This is a genomic window from uncultured Sphingomonas sp. (assembly GCF_964250165.1).
Lineage (GTDB): Bacteria > Pseudomonadota > Alphaproteobacteria > Sphingomonadales > Sphingomonadaceae > Sphingomonas.
In genome coordinates this window covers 1-16751 of the sequence record NZ_CAXUEK010000060.1, presented here as the reverse complement: position 1 = coordinate 16751, position 16751 = coordinate 1, and the positions used below count along the sequence as shown (strand labels likewise).

At 69.7% G+C, this 16751-nt stretch carries 17 protein-coding genes and 1 pseudogene; 2 read left to right on the top strand and 16 right to left on the bottom strand.

Going from position 1 to position 16751, the window contains the following annotated elements; genetic code table 11:
• From ACFE64_RS11785 to ACFE64_RS11735, 11 genes are all read right to left on the bottom strand, one after another.
• Positions 1-1292, bottom strand: a 1292-nt coding sequence (locus ACFE64_RS11785; RefSeq protein WP_375392658.1) for a thiamine pyrophosphate-dependent enzyme, incomplete at its 3' end; no start/stop codon positions are given.
• Positions 1293-1437: 145 nt separating this feature from the next.
• Entirely contained in the window at positions 1438-2322 is an 885-nt protein-coding gene (gene sucD, locus ACFE64_RS11780) for a succinate--CoA ligase subunit alpha (RefSeq protein WP_375392657.1), read from the bottom strand.
• 26 nt (positions 2323-2348) lie between these two features.
• Positions 2349-2837, bottom strand: coding sequence for a DUF29 domain-containing protein (locus ACFE64_RS11775; RefSeq protein ID WP_375392656.1), 489 nt, complete (start codon positions 2835-2837; stop codon positions 2349-2351).
• A gap of 3 nt (positions 2838-2840) precedes the next feature.
• Positions 2841-3803: a malate dehydrogenase gene (mdh, locus tag ACFE64_RS11770; RefSeq protein ID WP_375392655.1), complete on the bottom strand. Its 963-nt coding sequence runs from the start codon at positions 3801-3803 to the stop codon at positions 2841-2843.
• 100 nt (positions 3804-3903) lie between these two features.
• Positions 3904-4674, bottom strand: coding sequence for a hypothetical protein (locus ACFE64_RS11765; RefSeq protein WP_375392654.1), 771 nt, complete (start codon positions 4672-4674; stop codon positions 3904-3906).
• The gene (gene zapE / locus ACFE64_RS11760; RefSeq protein ID WP_375392653.1) at positions 4671-5801 is read right to left on the bottom strand and encodes a cell division protein ZapE; all 1131 of its coding nucleotides are present in this window, start codon (positions 5799-5801) and stop codon (positions 4671-4673) included. Before zapE ends, ACFE64_RS11765 begins: the two co-directional genes overlap by 4 nt.
• A 160-nt stretch (positions 5802-5961) precedes the next feature.
• Positions 5962-6417 (bottom strand): PaaI family thioesterase, encoded by a 456-nt coding sequence (locus tag ACFE64_RS11755; RefSeq protein ID WP_375392652.1) that lies wholly within the window; start codon positions 6415-6417, stop codon positions 5962-5964.
• A gap of 116 nt (positions 6418-6533) precedes the next feature.
• Entirely contained in the window at positions 6534-7316 is a 783-nt protein-coding gene (locus ACFE64_RS11750; RefSeq protein WP_375392651.1) for a succinate dehydrogenase iron-sulfur subunit, read from the bottom strand.
• A 59-nt stretch (positions 7317-7375) separates the two neighbouring features.
• Positions 7376-8722 carry a cell envelope integrity protein CreD gene (creD, locus tag ACFE64_RS11745; protein WP_375392650.1) on the bottom strand — a complete coding sequence of 449 codons (1347 nt, stop codon included), beginning with the start codon at positions 8720-8722 and terminating at the stop codon, positions 7376-7378.
• Positions 8723-8842: 120 nt separating this feature from the next.
• Positions 8843-9415 carry an ATP-dependent Clp protease proteolytic subunit gene (locus ACFE64_RS11740; protein ID WP_375392649.1) on the bottom strand — a complete coding sequence of 191 codons (573 nt, stop codon included), beginning with the start codon at positions 9413-9415 and terminating at the stop codon, positions 8843-8845.
• 38 nt (positions 9416-9453) lie between these two features.
• Complete coding sequence (locus ACFE64_RS11735; RefSeq protein WP_375392648.1) at positions 9454-10473, bottom strand: C13 family peptidase; 1020 nt, start codon at positions 10471-10473, stop codon at positions 9454-9456.
• Positions 10474-10565: 92 nt separating this feature from the next.
• Here ACFE64_RS11735 and ACFE64_RS11730 point away from each other — a divergent pair, with 92 nt between their 5' ends.
• Positions 10566-11582 (top strand): SDR family oxidoreductase, encoded by a 1017-nt coding sequence (locus ACFE64_RS11730; protein ID WP_375392647.1) that lies wholly within the window; start codon positions 10566-10568, stop codon positions 11580-11582.
• Here ACFE64_RS11730 and ACFE64_RS11725 read toward each other — a convergent pair.
• The 5 genes from ACFE64_RS11725 to sdhC are packed head-to-tail and all read right to left on the bottom strand — an operon-like array spanning position 11579 to position 15955.
• A complete protein-coding gene (locus ACFE64_RS11725) occupies positions 11579-12469 on the bottom strand; it encodes a glycoside hydrolase (protein WP_375392646.1) in 891 nt (296 codons plus the stop codon). The two genes, ACFE64_RS11730 and ACFE64_RS11725, sit on opposite strands and share 4 nt — an antisense overlap.
• Positions 12470-12486: 17 nt before the next feature.
• Positions 12487-13293 carry a hypothetical protein gene (locus tag ACFE64_RS11720; RefSeq protein ID WP_375392645.1) on the bottom strand — a complete coding sequence of 269 codons (807 nt, stop codon included), beginning with the start codon at positions 13291-13293 and terminating at the stop codon, positions 12487-12489.
• A 48-nt stretch (positions 13294-13341) separates the two neighbouring features.
• Positions 13342-15156, bottom strand: a complete 1815-nt coding sequence (sdhA, locus tag ACFE64_RS11715; RefSeq protein ID WP_375392644.1) for a succinate dehydrogenase flavoprotein subunit — start codon at positions 15154-15156, stop codon at positions 13342-13344.
• The gene (gene sdhD / locus ACFE64_RS11710; RefSeq protein ID WP_375392643.1) at positions 15156-15542 is read right to left on the bottom strand and encodes a succinate dehydrogenase, hydrophobic membrane anchor protein; all 387 of its coding nucleotides are present in this window, start codon (positions 15540-15542) and stop codon (positions 15156-15158) included. The genes sdhA and sdhD overlap by 1 nt, the downstream gene beginning before the upstream one ends.
• Positions 15542-15955, bottom strand: coding sequence for a succinate dehydrogenase, cytochrome b556 subunit (sdhC, locus tag ACFE64_RS11705; RefSeq protein WP_375392642.1), 414 nt, complete (start codon positions 15953-15955; stop codon positions 15542-15544). Before sdhC ends, sdhD begins: the two co-directional genes overlap by 1 nt.
• A 144-nt stretch (positions 15956-16099) precedes the next feature.
• Here sdhC and ACFE64_RS11700 point away from each other — a divergent pair.
• Positions 16100-16751: pseudogene (locus ACFE64_RS11700) on the top strand (chemotaxis protein); the annotation flags it as partial.

The window sequence follows — 16751 nt, the reverse complement described above, 5'->3', positions numbered from 1 at the left end:
GGCGAGGAGCGCGCGAACTGCGGGCTGGTGGTGAAGCCGATCTGGTTGTTGATGATGAAGTGGACGCAGCCGCCGGTGTTGTAGCCGCGGATGCCGGAGAAGCCCAAACATTCCCAGACGATGCCCTGCCCGGCCATCGCGGCGTCGCCGTGGATCAGGACGGGGAGCGAGGCGGTGTGCTCCTTGAGGTCGCCGGCGATCGTCTGGATCGCGCGCGTCTTGCCGAGCACCACCGGGTCGGCCGCCTCCAGGTGCGACGGGTTGGCGACCAGCGACATGTGGACCTTGATCCCGTCGAACTCGCGGTCCGTGGAGGTGCCGAGATGATATTTCACGTCGCCCGAGCCGCCGATCTGGTCGGGGTTGGCCGAGCCGCCGGCGAACTCGTGGAAGATGACGCGCAATGGCTTGGCCATGACGTTGGCGAGGACGTTGAGGCGACCGCGATGGGCCATGCCGAACACGATCTCGCGGATGCCGTACTGGCCGCCATATTTGATGACGGATTCGAGCGCGGGGATCATGCTCTCGCCGCCGTCGAGCCCGAAGCGCTTGGTGCCGACATATTTGCGGCCCAGGAACTTCTCCCATTGCTCGGCCTCGACGACCTTGTTGAGGATCGCCTTCTTGCCCTGGGCGGTGAAGTCGACGCCCTTGTCCTTGCCCTCCATCCGCTCCTGCAGGAAGCGACGCTCCTCGACATCGGCGATGTGCATGTATTCGAGGCCGACCGGGCCGCAGTAATTGGCGCGCAGCGTGTCGACCACCTCGCGCACCGTCGCCCACTCCAGGCCGAGCGTGCCGCCGAGATAGACGGGGCGTTCGATGTCGGCGTCGGTGAACCCGTAATATTCCGTCGTCAGGTCGGCGGGCAGATCGCGCGTGCCGACGAGGCCGAGCGGATCGAGCTGCGCGGCGAGATGGCCGCGGACGCGGTACGTGCGGATCAGGATCTGCACGCGGATCGCGTCGCTGGCGGCCTTGACGATCGCGTCCTGGTCGGGCGCGGCGGCGGCCGGCGCGGGAGCGGCGGGCTTGCCCTTGGCGGGCTTGGCGGCCGGCTCCATCTGCGTGGGATCGAGCGCGGCGGTCAGGTCGTCGGTGGACGACAGAGGCCAGGCGGCGCTGGCCCAGCTCGGGCCGGCGCTGGAGCCTTCCAGCCCCTCGAACAGCCCGCGCCAGCCCGGCTCGACCGCGTCGGGCGCGGCGCGGAATCGCCGGTAGAGCTGCTCGATGAACGCCGGGCTGACGCCGGCGGCGATATCGCTGAAATCCTGGTTCTCGTAACCCATCATCTTCTCCTTCCCTCTCCCTTCAAGGGAGAGGGTGGCCGAGCCGGCGGCGAGGTCGGGAGAGGGGTCGCCATACCCTCCGCCCCTCTCCCTTCCGCCGCCTGCGGCGGCTCGCTCCCTCTCCCTGCAGGGAGAGGGAGCAACATCATGCCCTCAACACGCCAACCAGCGTCGAGCCCAATTGGGACGGTGACGCCGCGACGGTGATGCCCGCCGCTTCCATTGCCGCGATCTTGTCCTCGGCACCGCCCTGGCCGCCCGATACGATCGCGCCGGCATGGCCCATGCGGCGCCCCGGCGGCGCGGTGCGGCCGGCGATGAAGCCCGCCATCGGCTTCTTGCGCCCGCGCTTCGCCTCGTCGATGAGGAACTGCGCCGCCTCCTCCTCTGCCGAGCCGCCGATCTCGCCGATCATGATGATCGACTGCGTCGCGTCGTCGGCGAGGAACAGCTCCAGCACGTCGATGAAGTTGGTGCCGTTGACCGGATCGCCGCCGATCCCGACCGCCGTCGTCTGGCCCAGGCCCGCGTTGGAGGTCTGGAACACCGCCTCATAGGTCAGCGTGCCCGAGCGCGAGACGACACCGACCGAGCCCTGCTGGAAGATCGAGCCGGGCATGATGCCGATCTTGCACTCGCCGGGCGTCAGCACGCCGGGGCAGTTGGGGCCGATCAGCCGCGACTTGCTGCCCGACAGCGCGCGCTTGACCTTGACCATGTCGAGCACCGGGATGCCCTCGGTGATCGTGACGATCAGCGGCACCTCGGCGTCGATCGCCTCCAGGATCGAATCCGCGGCGAAGGGCGGCGGGACGTAGATGACGGACGCGGTCGCCCCGGTCTTGGCCACGGCCTCGGCCACCGTGTCGTAGACGGGCAGCCCGAGATGCTCGGTGCCGCCCTTCCCCGGCGTGACGCCGCCGACCATCTGCGTGCCGTAATCGAGCGCCGCCTGGGTGTGGAAGCTGCCGGTCTCGCCGGTCATGCCTTGGGTAATGACCTTGGTGTTCCGGTCGACGAGGATGCTCATGGGCGAAGCGGTGCTCCGTTGAAGGGTCAGTTCGGCCAGGGCCGATCGGGATCGAAGTCGTGCAGCCGGGTCATGATCTCGTCCCAGCTATACGGGCAGGTTTGGGGCAGGCGCTCCGCAGGAATCGTCGTCTGTTTCTCGACTTCGTCGGGCACGCCCACATAGGCGTCCGCCACCGCTTCGCTGATGCGCGCCTTGTAACTCGGATTCTGCTTGAGGAGCTTGGCGACCTGACGTCGCTGTTCATGGATCGTGCTGCGCCAGCTGCGTCCCCGCCGCTCGATCTGATAGTCCCACTTCATCATGTGCAGCACGATCAGTTCGACGGCACGAGTGAAGGCGCGGAATTCGCTGTTACCCACGCCATCCACCTCCTCGGCCAGGTGGTCGGCGTCGAGCTCGTCGAACCTCCGCTCGCGCAGCATGAGCGCCTGCGCCGCGAGCCATGCCGCAAAATCCTCGTCGTAGGCCGGATAGTTCCGCCCCGCCCCGACCTGAGGATCGCGCTCGGCCACAGCTCAGGCCAGCGTCTCGTCGATGGCCCTGCAGGCGACCAGCAGCTCTCTGACCGCGTCGACCGAGACCTGGAGGTTCTGCTTGGCCTCGTCGTCCAGCGCGATCTCGACGATCTGCTCGACGCCGCCCGCGCCGATCACCACCGGCACGCCGACATAGAGATCGTCGATGCCGTACTGGCCGTCGACATGCGCGGCGGCCGGGAGCAGCCGCTTCTGGTCGTAGAGATACGCCTCCGCCATCGCGATGCCGCTGGTCGCCGGCGCGTAATAGGCGCTGCCCGTCTTGAGCAGCGCGACGATCTCGCCGCCACCGGCACGCGTCCGCGCGACGATCGCATCGATGCGCTCCTGCGTGGACAGGCCCATCGCGATCAGGTCGGGGACGGGGATGCCCGAAACCGTCGAATAGCGGATGACCGGCACCATCGTGTCGCCGTGGCCGCCGAGCACGAAGCTGGTCACGTCCTTGACCGACACCTTGAACTCGTCGGCGAGGAAGTGGCTGAACCGCGCGCTGTCGAGAACCCCCGCCATGCCGACGACCTTGTGGGTCGGCAGCCCGGAGAACTCGCGCAGCGCCCACACCATCGCGTCGAGCGGATTGGTGATGCAGATCACGAATGCGTCGGGCGCGTTCACCTTGATGCCCTCGCCGACCGCCTTCATCACCTTAAGGTTGATGCCGAGCAGGTCGTCGCGGCTCATGCCCGGCTTGCGCGCGACCCCCGCGGTGACGATGATGACGTCGGCGCCGGTGATGTCGGCGTAATCGTTCGAGCCGGTGATCGTCGCGTCGAAGCCTTCGACGGGGCCGCACTGCGACAGGTCGAGCGCCTTGCCCTGCGGCACGCCTTCGACCACGTCGAACAGGACGATGTCCCCCAGCCCCTTGAGCGCCGCGAGGTGCGCGAGCGTGCCGCCGATGTTGCCGGCGCCGATCAGCGCGATCTTCTTGCGGGCCACGGCTGCTCCTTCGATGTTGCTGCGGGAATGGCCGCGCGCATAGGCGCTTCCCGTTAGGGCGGCAACCGTTAAGCTTATATGTTGCGACTGGTTCGCAATATCAATTCGCGGCCGGCGGAGTATCTGCCGTTGCCTGCCGCCGGTGCGCGATGACGATCAGCAGCAGCATGGCGCCCGCCAGCGCGACCGATGCGGCGGGACGGCTGAGATCGAAGCCGCCATGGTCCACCGGCTTGTCCATCAGATCGCCCACCGTCGCGCCGAGCGGCCGCGTGAGGATGAAGGCCAGCCAGAACAACAGCGTCCGGCTCACGCGCGTGAAGCGATAGAGCAGCGCCAGCACCGCCAGGAGGCCGCCGAACACCGCCGCGCCGCCCGCATAGCCGAGCCCGCCATCGTCCGCCGCCCAGTCTCCCAGCGCCGTGCCCAGCGTTTGCGAAAAGGTGATGGTCAGCCAGTAGAAAGCCTCCGCGGCCGGCGTCCGCACGCTCTGGACATCGACGCTGCCGAGCGTCGCGCGCCAGGTGGCCAGCGAGGCCGCCACGCAGGCGAGCAGCAGCGCCGACCCACCGGCATAGCCGATCCCGAGCGACCGGTCGGCGAAGTCCGCCATCGTCGTGCCGGCGGTGGTGGAGGCGACGATCGTCGCCCAGTAGAGGAGCGGGTGGAAGCGCCGCGCCCTGATCTGGGCTACCGCCAGCGCCACCAGCGCGGTCAGGAACATGGCGGTGCCGACCAGGTAGCCGAGGTTCCACGTCATCGTGACCGTGTCGCCGCCGGTCTCGCCCAGCGTCGTGGCCAGGATCTTGATGATCCAGAAGCCGAGCGTCACGGCCGGGACCTTGGCGAGTGCCGGCGGGGCGGTCGTCACCCGGGTGTTCCTTCGCCGGTGCGGGCGAGCGGCCCGGCGGTGCCGTGGCCCTGATCGAGATACTCCTCCGAGCGCATCTCCTCCAGCCGACTGACCGTGCGCTGGAACTCGAAGCGGCCGTCGCCCGCTGGATAGAGCGCGTCGGGGGCGGCGTCAGCGGCCGCGAGCAGCTTGACCTTGTGCTCGTACAGCGCGTCGATCAGCTGGACGAAGCGGGCCGCCTCGTTGCGGTTCTCCGGCCCGAGCACGGGGATGCCGACCACGATGACGGTGTGATAGCGCCGCGCGATCGCCAGGTAATCGGCCGCGCCGCGCGCCTCGGCGCACAGCCGCTTGAACGAGAAGACGGCGACGCCCTTCAGCGCCTTGGGCACGTGCAGCGTGCGGCCCTGCACCGGCAGGTCCTCGGACGGCACATGCGCACGGTCCTCGACCGGATAGTCGGTGAGGCGGAAGAAGGCGGCGGAGAGCTGGGCGGTCGCCGCCGGACCGTTGGGAACGAGCCAGGTGTCCTGCACGCCGAGCCGATCGCGGCGGTAATCGACCGGTCCGTTGAGCGGCAGCACGTCGAGCCGGGTCTCGATCAGCGTGATGAAGGGCAGGAAATGCTCGCGGTTGAGGCCGTTCCTGTAAAGGTCGGACGGCGCGCGGTTGGAGGTGGTGACGACCGTCACCCCGGCCTCGATCAGCGCGGTGAACAGCCGCGACAGGATCATCGCGTCGGGCGAATTGGTGACCATCATCTCGTCGAAGGCGAGGAGGCCCGTCCCGGCGGCGAGATCGTGCGCCACCGGCAGGATGGGATCGCCCCGTTCCTTGCGACGCTCGACGGCGATGCGGCCGTGGATCTCCAGCATGAACTCCGCGAAATGGACGCGGCGCTTCCGCTCGATCGCGACGTTCGCGAAGAACAGGTCCATCAGCATCGACTTGCCGCGCCCGACATCTCCCCAGAGGTAGACGCCGCGCGGCGGGATCGCGCGGCGGCGGAGTAGGCCGGCCTTGCGTGGGTGCTCCAACGCGCGGGCGAGCGCGTCGAGGCGGCGGGCGGCGGCGGCTTGCTCGCAATCGGGGCGCAACTCGCCGGCGGCGACGAGACGGTCATAGGCCGGGAGGACGGCGCTCACTCGCCCTCTCCCGCCTTCGCGGGAGAGGGCGGAGCCGCGCGGCGGCGGGGGGAGAGGGGCCGGCAGTTGCCGCTCGGTCCCGCACAGCCCCTCTCCCGACCTCGCCTTCGGCTCGGCCACCCTCTCCCCTCAAGGGGAGAGGGAGAAGGAATCGTTGCGATCACCGGCTCGTCGGCTTCCTGATCGTGCCGGAGAACTCCGCGACCACCTCGCCCTCGCCCTGCACCAGCAGGCCACGCAGGAAGAGCATCCGGCCGGTTTCCTTGAGTAGCTCGATCCGCGCTTCCAGCGGTTCGCCGAGCCGGCCGCCGCCGATGAAATGGGTGTTGAGGTCGAGCGTCACCGCGACGCCGGCGCCGATCAGCCCGAAGCTGCGCGAGGCGGCGAACAGCGCCACGTCGATGAAGCCGAGCAGCGCGCCGCCATGGACGCGGTCGCCCATGTTGGAGTGCCGACGCGCGGGCGTCATCCGCACCCGCGCGACGCGATCGTCGACGCGCACGATCATGTCGCCCAGAAACGCGTTGAAGCGGGTGGTGTCGCGCGTGCCCCACCTCATCCAGCCGGGATGATCGGGGTGTTCTTCGTAGACGAAGGCGGGCGCGGCGTCGGTCATCGCGGGCGGCGTTAGCCGTTCACACTACCCTCGTCACCCCGGCCTTGAGCCGGGGTACCGCTGCCCTGCGCTGCCGAAGCGGAATCCCGGCTCAAGGCCGGGATGACATGGGCGATTTAAAGGACCCGCTCGGCCTCCAGCTTCTTGATCTCGGCAATCGCCTTGGCGGGGTTCAGCCCCTTGGGGCAGACGTTCGCGCAATTCATGATCGTGTGGCAGCGATAGAGGCGGAACGGGTCCTCCAGCTCGTCGAGGCGATCGCCGGTCATCTCGTCGCGGCTGTCGGCGAGCCAGCGATAGGCCTGGAGCAGGATGGCGGGGCCGAGGAAGCGGTCCGAGTTCCACCAGTAGCTCGGGCACGAGGTCGAGCAGCAGGCGCACAGGATGCACTCGTAGAGGCCGTCGAGCTGCGCGCGCTGCTCGGGCGACTGGAGCCGCTCCTTGCCGGCGGGCGCGGAGGTGACGGTCTGCAGCCATGGCTTGATCGACGCGTATTGCGCGTAGAAGTGCGTGAAGTCCGGCACCAGGTCCTTGACCACGTCCATCGCCGGCAGCGGCGTGATCTTCACCTCGCCCTTCACGTCCTCGATCGCGGTGGTGCAGGCCAGGCCGTTACGGCCGTCGATGTTCATCGAGCAGGAGCCGCAGATGCCCTCCCGGCACGAGCGGCGGAAGGTGAGCGAGCTGTCCTGTTCCGCCTTGATCTTGATGAGCGCGTCCAGCACCATCGGCCCGGTCTGGTCGAGATCGAGCTCGAACGTGTCGTAGCGCGGGTTCTGGCCGCTGTCGGGATCGTAGCGGTATATCTTGAACGATTTGGCCCGCTTGGCGCCGGTGGGGCGCGGGTGCGCCGTGCCCTTCTTGATGCGGCTGTTCGGGGGCAGGCGGAAATCGGCCATGGACGGTCCTTGAGTGCTGGGAGTGGTATCTAGCGCGATGCGCCCCCTTGCTCAACGGGTTAGCCCGTGCGGGCGACGCCCCAGTCGAGCCTGCGCGTCACATACATCACCCCGGCGAGCGCGGCGAACAGCAACACCGCGCCGATCAGCAGCGAGAAGTCCTCCAGGCTGAGCAGCACGTAAAGCACCGCATACAGCGCCGCGAGCAGCCCCGCGACCACGCCGCCCCGGCGCCAGCCGCCGAGCACCGCGGCGGCATAGGCGGCGAGCAGGCCGATGATCGCGGCGGACGCGAGGAGGTAGGCGGCGGTGAAGCCGATCACCTCGGCGAGCGCGAGCAGCAGGACGAAGAACAGGATCAGCCCGACGCCGACCAGCAGATATTCGGGCACCGCGACGCGCACCCCGCCGATCACGTCCCACAGCAGGAACGTGGCGAAGGTGAAGCCGATGAAGAGAAAGCCGTATTTCACCGACCGGTTCACCTCCGCATAGATGTCGACGGGGGTGACCAGGTCGATCTGCGCGAGGTGGGCATCGTCGCCCGGCGCGGCGGCGGGAGCCGCAGCCGCCGGCGCCTGCACCGCGGCGAGACCCTGGCCGAGCGCGAGGTTGCCGACCCGCCACTCGGCCGCGAAGCCGCGCGTCCCGATCGCTCGCCTGACCGGCAGGAAGCCGCCCGTGAAGCTCGGGTTCGGCCAGGCGGAGGTCACCCGCCAGCGCGTGTCGCCGGCGTCGGGCGCGAGCGCGAGCGAGGCGTTGCCGCGGAAAGTGAAACGGAACGCGACCGCGAGCGCGCCGGTGCGCAGCGGCGCCGCGTCCACGGGCGCGAAGAAGCCCTCGCCGGTGCGCCCGGCGCCGTGCCCGGGCTGGAGCGCGAGCGGACGGCCGGCGACCGTCACCCGCGGCGGCGCGCCGGCGAGCCCGCGCGGGTCCGACAGGCCGAAGCGCAGCTCGGCGCGATCGAGCTGGAGCCGCGCCGCCGGTACGCCCAGCCGCGCGAGATCGGCGGGCAGGGAAAAGCGCACCTCGCCCGCGGTGTCGGCGGTGTAGACCACGGCCTGGTAGATCGAACGCCGCCGCCGCTCGGGCGCGACCGCCGTCGTCGCGTCGAGCCGATCCGGCGCGATCACCAGCTCGCGCGCAACAGCGGCGCTGCGCTGGGCGGCGCGGCCGTTCTCCGTCACCGTCTCGATCGAATCGGCCTGGAAGGGGATGGCCAGGAGCGGCCCGGCCAGCCGCTGCGGGCCGCCCCAGCCCTGCGTGATCGATGCCGACGCCGTCTGGGACTGCGTCTGGCGATCCCAGACCAGCAGGTAGATGGCGAACAGCGGCACCGCCAGCAGCACGGCGACGAGCAGCGTGAGGAACAGCTTCGCGCCCGGCGTGCGGGTATCGGGGGTCATGGGCGCACCTTTCGTAAGGGGTGCACCCGGCTAGGCCCCGGCGACGCGGACCGCCAACATGGCTTTGGCGCAGCGGCCGTGCAGATCGGATGCACCGCGCGCTGCGAGGCATGCGATCGTCTAGATCACGTCCAGCACGAGCCCGAGGTCGCGCGCCTCCTCTGCCTCGATGTACCAGTTGGAGGTCGCGCGCTCGCGCAAGGTCTCGAAAGGCACGCGCGAGCCGGCGACGATCGCGCGGAAGCCTTCTTCCTGGATCACGATGGACTCCTCGATCTCGTGCAGCTTGGCCTTGAGCACCGCGGGCAGCGCGGTGAGCGCGCCGTCGAGCGACAGCTGGCTGTGCATCTGGCGCTCATGCAGCATCAGCCGCGTGCCCCGCGTCAGGAACCGCTTGTCGACGGGAAAGGCGGACATGAACGTCGCCCCCGCCGAATAGACGGCCACCTTGCCCAGGAACAGCGTCTCGCGGCCGGTGTACTCGCGCAGCAGCCGGATGTCGTCGCCCATCGCGCGGCCCATCTCCGGATCGCCGCCGAGTGTGGTGATCGAGACGACCAGCGCACCTTCCGTCGGCGCGTTGGCCATTTGACCCTGGAAATTGGCGTACATCAGTCCGTCGACGGTGCCGTGGAGCTGGATGTGCGGCCGGGCGAGCAGCGGATAATTGCTGGCGTTGTTGGGGGGGGTCATCGCGCGCAAACCGGTCGGGACGCGCAAGGTTCCTTGGTTCAGCGCCCTTCGCGCTTCAGCGCCGCGGCGGCGTTGCCGAGCGAGAGCGTGGCGGGACGGCCGACCAGCGGGGTCGCGGGCGGCAGGCGCGCTTCCAGCGCGGCGAGCCAGCGGCTCGCGCCCGCGCCGATCGAGACCTGCGGCTGCGAGGGCGTGAGCCTGCCCTGCGCCTCCCAGCCGCCGATCAGCGCCTGCGCCTCGGACGCCGCCTGCGCGAACGGCTCGGGCTGGCGCAGCGCATGGTTGATCATCGCGTCGCCGAAGAAGGTCCAGTCCATGTCCGCCTGGCAGCCGAACGAGGTGCGGTCGGCCGAGGCCGCCGTGACGATGGCGGTGGTGTCGGACGCCAGCAGCGGCACGAACACACCCGAGAAGCAGGCGCTGATGAGCAGCAGCCGGTTCCGGATGCCCAGCGTCGACAGCTCGGTCCACAGCCGCGTCGGCGAGATCGCGCCGAAACCCTGGTCGCCGTCGTTATAGACGATGCCCCAGGGCGCGCCGTGACTGGTCGTGTAGAGGACGAGCACGTCCTCCTGGCGGTCCATCAGCTCGGCGACGCGGGCGAGCGCGGCGGCGATGTTGGCGGGCGAACCCATCGGCAGCGCCGACTCACTCGACCCGTCGGTGCCGGCGAGCACGATCGTGTGCCCGGCCGCGCCGTAGCGGCGGGCGAGCACACGGGCCGCCTCGCGCGCCTCGCGGCCGAACACCGGATCGCTGTCGAGCGCGACCGCGACGACATAGGCGTCGACCACGCCCTTGCGCTGCGGCTGCAGCGCGGCGAGCGCGCGGTCGAGGCGGCGGTGCTCGGCGAGTGCCTGGGCGGGTGGGCGATCATGCTCGATCGCGACGCCCTGATCGGCGAGCAGGGCCAGCTCCTGCGGGCTCGCGCGATCGAGCAGCGGCGCGGCGTAGCGGTGCTCGGGCGGCTGATAGGCGGGCGTCTGCGCGGACGCGGCGAGCGGCAGCGCCGCGCAAAGGGCGATCGCGTGGCGCAGCAGGGCCGGGAGGCGGGTCATTGCCACCACCTTCCCAGCGGCTTGCGCCAAGTCAAGCGGCGGAACCGGCGGGGACTCCCCCCGGTTGGACGGGCGAAAGGATTTCCCCCGCCATGACCATCAAGTTGAAGCCGCTCGCCGAGCAGGTGATCGTCGTCACGGGCGCCAGCTCCGGCATCGGGCTGGTGACCGCGCGCAAGGCGGGCGCGGCCGGTGCCAAGGTGCTGCTGGTCGCGCGCAGCGAGGCCGAGCTGGCGAGCGCCGCCGACGCGATCCGCGCGGCCGGCGGCGAGGCCGATCACGCGGTCGCCGATGTCGGCGATGCCGGGCAGGTGCGCGCGGCCGCGGCCAAGGCGGTGGCGCGCTGGGGCCGGATCGACAGCTGGGTCAACGATGCGGGCTCGGCGATCTACGGCAAGGTGCTCGACACGCCGCTCGACGAGCAGGCGCAGCTGTTCCGCACCAACTATTTCGGCGTCGTGCATGGCGTCGAGGCGGCGCTGCCGCACCTGCGCGCGGCGGGCGGCGCGATCATCACCGTCGGCAGCCTCGCCTCCGACATGCCCGCCCCGCCGATGGGCATCTATTCGGCGACCAAGCATGCGGTGAAGGCCTATATCGCGGTCCTGCGCATGGAATTGCAGGCGGACGGCGTGCCCGTCTCGGTCACGCTGGTGAAGCCGGCGGGCATCGACACGCCGATCGGCCAGCACGCGGCCAATCACGGCTCGGGCGGCGAGGCGCAGATCCCGCCGCCGGCCTATGACCCGGAGCTGGTCGCGGACGCGATTCTCGACTCGGCGGTCCACCCGCGGCGGGAGATCACGGTGGGCGGCGTCGGTCGTGCGCAGGTGCTGTTCTCGCAGCACTTTCCGGCGCTCTACGAACTGCTTGCGCCGCTGCTCGCCAAGGGTGCCTACGCGCCGAACACGCCGCAGCCCGGCCCGAGCAACCTGTTCGCGGGCGCGCAGGCCGGCCGCGAGCGATCGGGCGAGCATCCGTCGCGGCTGCGGCGCAGCATCTACACCAGCGCCGCCTTGCACCCGGCGACGACGGCCGTCGTCGCCGGCGGCGTGCTGGCGGGCGCGGTGGCGCTGCTGTTCGCCAACCGGCGGCGCAAGGCGGGTTAGCAGACCTCCGCGGTGAACCTCGGCAGCGGGCCGGGCGGCACGCGGTCCGGGCTCATCCAGAACCGGTCGGCGAGCAGGCGGTGGGTGTCGCCGTACGCCGCCCGGAGCACGGCGGCGAGCGCGGGGTCGTAGCGGAGGAGATCGGCGTCCGACAGGATGTGGACCCGGTCGAACGCGACGATCCGGCCCGAGTTGAACCAGAATTGCGAGCCCACCGCCCAATATTCGTCGACGGTGGTGCTGGCATACTCGTCCTTCCAGCGGCCCCGCTTCAGCGCCGCGGCATAAGCGCGCTCGACCTGCGCGGTGAGCGCCGGATCGGCGGTGCGGATCGCGGCGAGCACATCGTGCGCGAACTCGTGCACGAAGATGTTCTGGCCATGGTAGCGGTCGTCCGGGCCGGCGAGCAGGTTTTCCGCGCCCGCGCTGGTGAGCGGGCCGGCCATGCCGCGCGCGCGGGCGTCCCAATATTGCCGGTCGGTGAGGCCGCCGATGCGCTCGGCATAATGCTTGCGCTCGCAGCGGGTGAGACGCGGGTCGTCGACGGCGGGGCGGGTCCAGCCCCGCTGCTCGGGCAGGTCGGTGGTGGTTTCGTCCGCCGCCATCACTGCGACGCGATAGCCCTGCGCGACCAGAACCCGGGCAAGGTCGGGCCGATGCGCGAGCATTCCCGTCAAGATAGCCCGCGCCGCCGCCAGCGCCGCGTCCGGCGCACGGGCGGAGCCAAGCACGGCCAGACCGCCGGCGTCGAGATATTTGGCGTAGAACGGATCGGCGTGGAGCGCGGCCGGCGGCGGCGCGACACCGGGGGGAGCGTCGGCTGCGGCGAACAGCAGGGCGGCGGTCCCGATGACGATGCGGCACAGCCGAGGCACAGGCCGAGTCATGTGCGGCACCCGCCGGTCTAGAATGGATCGGCTTGGCAGGCCGACTTGATCTGGGCGTTCTGCACCGCGATCCCGAGCCTGCAGCCCGGCTCGGTCGCGTCGGCGAGCCGAACGCTCTCGCCAGTCAGATTCGCGCCTTCATACAGCGAGGACGTCTTGTTGCCGGTGATTCGATCCCACAGCGTTCGCGGCCGGTTCATACCGTAAGTGATCGTGACGTTGATGAGCGCGTCAGGCCGCGACGTCACGAGATAATGGGCACTGTGGGCGGAGGTATGCCCGGGAACATACAGCCCGGTCAGGCCACCGGCAGGCGACGTCTCCGCCTTGCGACGTTCCCTGAAGAATCCTTTGACCTCCGGATCGTTCAGCCCGTCCTGGTACGACAGGTCATATTTCAGCTCGCGCCAAAGGACCGTTCCCGGCGGGCTCGGGTCCCAAATATCCGGTGGGTCGTTGATCGGCTCAACGACGGCTTTCGGCGTATGCTCATCGGCGGCCGTGCCGATGAAAATCTGATCCAGGCTCCACCAGATCTCAAAATCCCGATTGGCCGCATTCTTCAACATCAGCGTGTAGCTGACGTCGTAATGGTGATCCGGCCCGGCCGCGACCGGTCCCAGATCACGCACGGTCAGCACACCGGCCGGATTATCCTTCAGCAGCGCGAACGCCGACAGTTCCTGCTGCTTGCTTTTGAAGTTCGGGAACCAGGCGATTGCGGCAAGGAGCGCGCCGACGCTGACCACCGATGCGTTATAGATCGCCAGCCGCTGCTCGAGGCTCAGCCGCCTCGGCGGATCCGGTGGAGATGTGTCCGGCACGAACCTGGCTCCCCGTCGCCCGCCTTGGCGCTGCCCGAAGAAGCGGTCTCAATACACCCGCTTCTTCGGTTTGATATACTCCACGTCGTCGGTCAGGGTATAATCGTGGACCGGGCGATAATCGATCGCGGTCTCCCCGCCCTCGCCGCCCCAGCCGGTGAAGGTCGCGATGGTATGCTTCATCCAGCCGGCGTCGTCGCGGTCGGGATAGTCTTCGTTGACATGGGCGCCGCGGCTTTCCTTGCGGTTGGCGGCCGAGTCCATCGTCACCACCGCCTGGGCGAGCAGGTTGTCGAGCTCCAGCGTCTCGACGAGGTCGGTGTTCCAGATCATCGAGCGGTCGGTGACGCCGACGTCGCCCAGCTGCCGGTAGGTGTCGGCGATCATGCCCCGCCCCTCGGTCAGCAGCGCGTTGTCGCGGAACACCGCGCAGTGCTTCTGCATCGTGCGCTGCATCTGCGTCCGGATCACGGCGGTCGGCGAGCCGCCGGCGGCATGGCGGAAGCGATCGAGCCGGGTCAGCGCCAGCTCCTCCGAGCCGGCCGGCAGCGGCGCGTGCGCCACGCCCGTCTTCTGGATGTCGGCGATGCGCTTGCCGGTCGCGCGGCCGAACACGACCAGATCGATGAGCGAGTTCGACCCGAGCCGGTTGGCGCCGTGGACCGAGACGCACGCCGCCTCGCCGACCGCGAACAGGCCCGGGACGACGCTGTCGGGATTGCCGTCCCTGAGCGTCACCACCTCGCCGTGGAAGTTGGTGGGGATGCCGCCCATGTTGTAATGGACGGTGGGCGTGACCGGGAGCGGCTGGCGCGTGAGATCGACGCCGGCGAAGATCTTGCCCGTCTCGGTGATGCCGGGCAGCCGCTCGTGCAGCACCTTGGGATCGATATGGTCGAGATGCAGCCAGATATGGTCCTTGTGCGCGCCGACGCCGCGCCCCTCGCGCATCTCCAGCGCCATCGAGCGTGAGACGACGTCGCGCGACGCCAGGTCCTTGGCGCTCGGCGCATAGCGCTCCATGAAACGCTCGCCCTCGCTGTTGGTCAGGTAGCCGCCCTCGCCGCGCGCACCTTCGGTGATGAGCACGCCTGCGCCGTAGATGCCGGTCGGATGGAACTGCACGAACTCCATGTCCTGCAGCGGCAGGCCGGCGCGCAGCACCATCGCGTTGCCGTCGCCGGTGCAGGTGTGCGCGGACGTCGCGGAGAAGTAGCAGCGGCCATAGCCGCCCGTCGCCAGCACCACCTGGTGCGCGCGGAAGCGGTGGATCGAGCCGTCCTCCATGCAGAGCGCGATCACCCCGCGGCAGCGCCCGTCCTCCATGATGAGGTCGAGCGCGAAATACTCGATGTAGAAGTCGGCGTCGTATTTCAGGCTCTGCTGGTAGAGCGCGTGGAGCATGGCGTGGCCGGTGCGGTCCGCCGCCGCCGCGGTGCGCTGGACCGGCGGGCCTTCGCCCATGTTCTGCATGTGGCCGCCGAACGGGCGCTGATAGATGGTGCCGTCGTCGTTGCGGCTGAACGGCACGCCGGCATGTTCCAGCTCGTACACGGCCGCCGGCGCCTCGCGCACCATATACTCGATCGCGTCCTGGTCGCCGAGCCAGTCCGACCCCTTGACGGTGTCGTACATGTGCCAGGTCCAGTGATCGGGCGAGTTGTTGCCGAGGCTCGCCGCGATCCCGCCCTGCGCCGCGACGGTGTGGCTGCGCGTCGGGAACACCTTGGTAATGCAGGCGGTCTTCAGGCCGGTCTCGGCGATCCCCATGGTCGCGCGCAGGCCGGAACCGCCCGCGCCGACGACCACCGCGTCGTAGGTGTGGTCGATGATCTTGTAGGCACCGGGAACATGGGAGGGCATCAGTGGGTGGCTCCGGGGACGGCGAGCTTGAGGAGGGCGAACAGCGCCACCGCGCCGAGCGCGACGACATAGAGGTTGAGCAGCACCATCAGCACGACGCGGGTCTCGTCATGCTGATAATCCTCGATCACCACCTGCAGCCCGAGCCGGACATGGGTGAGGAGGTTGACGATCAGCAGCGCCATCGGGATCGCCGCCCAGGGCGAGGCGAGCCAGGTGCGCACCGCGAACAGGTCGAGCCCGCCCAGCCGCGCCAGCGACAGCAGCAGCCAGGCGAGCAGCAGCACGTTCGCGCCCGCGGTCAGCCGCTGCCGCCACCAGTGATGCGTGCCCTCCTTCGCCGCGCCGAGGCCGCGGACCCGGCCGATGCTGGTGCCCGTGCCCATCAGCTCGCTCCCAGCAGATAGGCCCAGTAGGCGACGGTCAGCAGCGCGGCGACGACGAAGGTGAGCATCGCGCCGGTCTTGTTGCGGCGGAGCTCGAAGCCGGCGCCGGTGTCCATCACCAGATGGCGGATGCCCGACATCATGTGCTGGAGCACCGCCCAGCTCAGGCCGATCGCGAGCAGGTAACCGAGCGGGTTGAGGCCGCCCGCGTCGGTCGTGAATACGCCCCGGAAGGTGGCATAGCTCGCCTCGCCGCCGGCGGCGGCGGTCAGTCCCCAGGCCAGGAGCGGCAGCCCGACCAGCGCCATGCCGACGCCGAGCGCGCGATGCACGATCGAGACCAGCATGTGCGGCCCCCAGCGCCAGACCTGGAGGTGCGGGGACAGCGGCCGCGTGGAGCTGCGGGAGGCCAAGGGCGGGATCCTTCGCGTGGATGAAGCTGGCGGACCTATTAGGCTGGGCGAACCGCGATGCAAGCCGTGCCCGGCCACAGACCTAACCTCGATTTAACCAGCGGCGCTTACGCCGTCCTGCGATCCCATCCGGAGACCTCCCGCGTGCCTTCCACCCTGCCTCCGCCCGAAAGCGTCAGCCAGACGATCCGCCTGGCCGAGCGGCTGCGGGCGTTCGATCTCGGACCCGCCGACCTCCAGGACGCACGCGAACTCTGGGCGCTGGTCGAACCCGACGCGCGCGACATCGCGGTCGCGCTGTGGGAACGCCGCCGCGCGATGTACGGTGCCGCGCAGAACTGGGCGCCGCACGACCAGGAGCGCATGAACGATCTGGCGGCCGCCTATCTGCGCAACCTCTACACCGACACCGCCAGCATGGCCTGGGTGCAGTCGGCCGAGCGCACGGTCGCGTCCGCCTACGCCATCGACGTGGATCTCACACCGATCCTGGCGATGTTGAACGGCGGCAGCCGCGCGACCTTCGAGATCCTGCAGCGGCGGCTCACCGGCGACGACGAGCGGCTGCGGCGGTACATGGACCTGCTGTTCCGGATGCGCTCGCTCGAGGACGACGTCTATTGCACGCTGTTCATCGGCTATCGCCGCTACAGCGAGCAGTTCCAGCGGGACCGTCTCGCCGAGCAGTTTCGCGAGACCATCGCCGGGACGGTGGAGGAGACCAGCCACGAGGGCGGCAGGCTGCGCGTGCAGGCGGGTGGTGCGTCGGCGTCGGCGCGCGGCGTGCTGGGGAAGG

Bases quoted from the DNA above. Each gene is read 5' to 3' on its own strand.
- sucD (WP_375392657.1), bottom strand. From the start codon at position 2,322: ATGAGCATCCTCGTCGACCGGAACACCAAGGTCATTACCCAAGGCATG.
- ACFE64_RS11750 (WP_375392651.1), bottom strand. From the start codon at position 7,316: ATGGCCGATTTCCGCCTGCCCCCGAACAGCCGCATCAAGAAGGGCACG.
- ACFE64_RS11740 (WP_375392649.1), bottom strand. From the start codon at position 9,415: ATGACCCCCCCCAACAACGCCAGCAATTATCCGCTGCTCGCCCGGCCG.
- ACFE64_RS11730 (WP_375392647.1), top strand. From the start codon at position 10,566: ATGACCATCAAGTTGAAGCCGCTCGCCGAGCAGGTGATCGTCGTCACG.
- ACFE64_RS11735 (WP_375392648.1), bottom strand. From the start codon at position 10,473: ATGACCCGCCTCCCGGCCCTGCTGCGCCACGCGATCGCCCTTTGCGCG.
- ACFE64_RS11725 (WP_375392646.1), bottom strand. From the start codon at position 12,469: ATGACTCGGCCTGTGCCTCGGCTGTGCCGCATCGTCATCGGGACCGCC.
- ACFE64_RS11755 (WP_375392652.1), bottom strand. From the start codon at position 6,417: ATGACCGACGCCGCGCCCGCCTTCGTCTACGAAGAACACCCCGATCAT.
- sdhD (WP_375392643.1), bottom strand. From the start codon at position 15,542: ATGGGCACGGGCACCAGCATCGGCCGGGTCCGCGGCCTCGGCGCGGCG.
- sdhA (WP_375392644.1), bottom strand. From the start codon at position 15,156: ATGCCCTCCCATGTTCCCGGTGCCTACAAGATCATCGACCACACCTAC.
- creD (WP_375392650.1), bottom strand. From the start codon at position 8,722: ATGACCCCCGATACCCGCACGCCGGGCGCGAAGCTGTTCCTCACGCTG.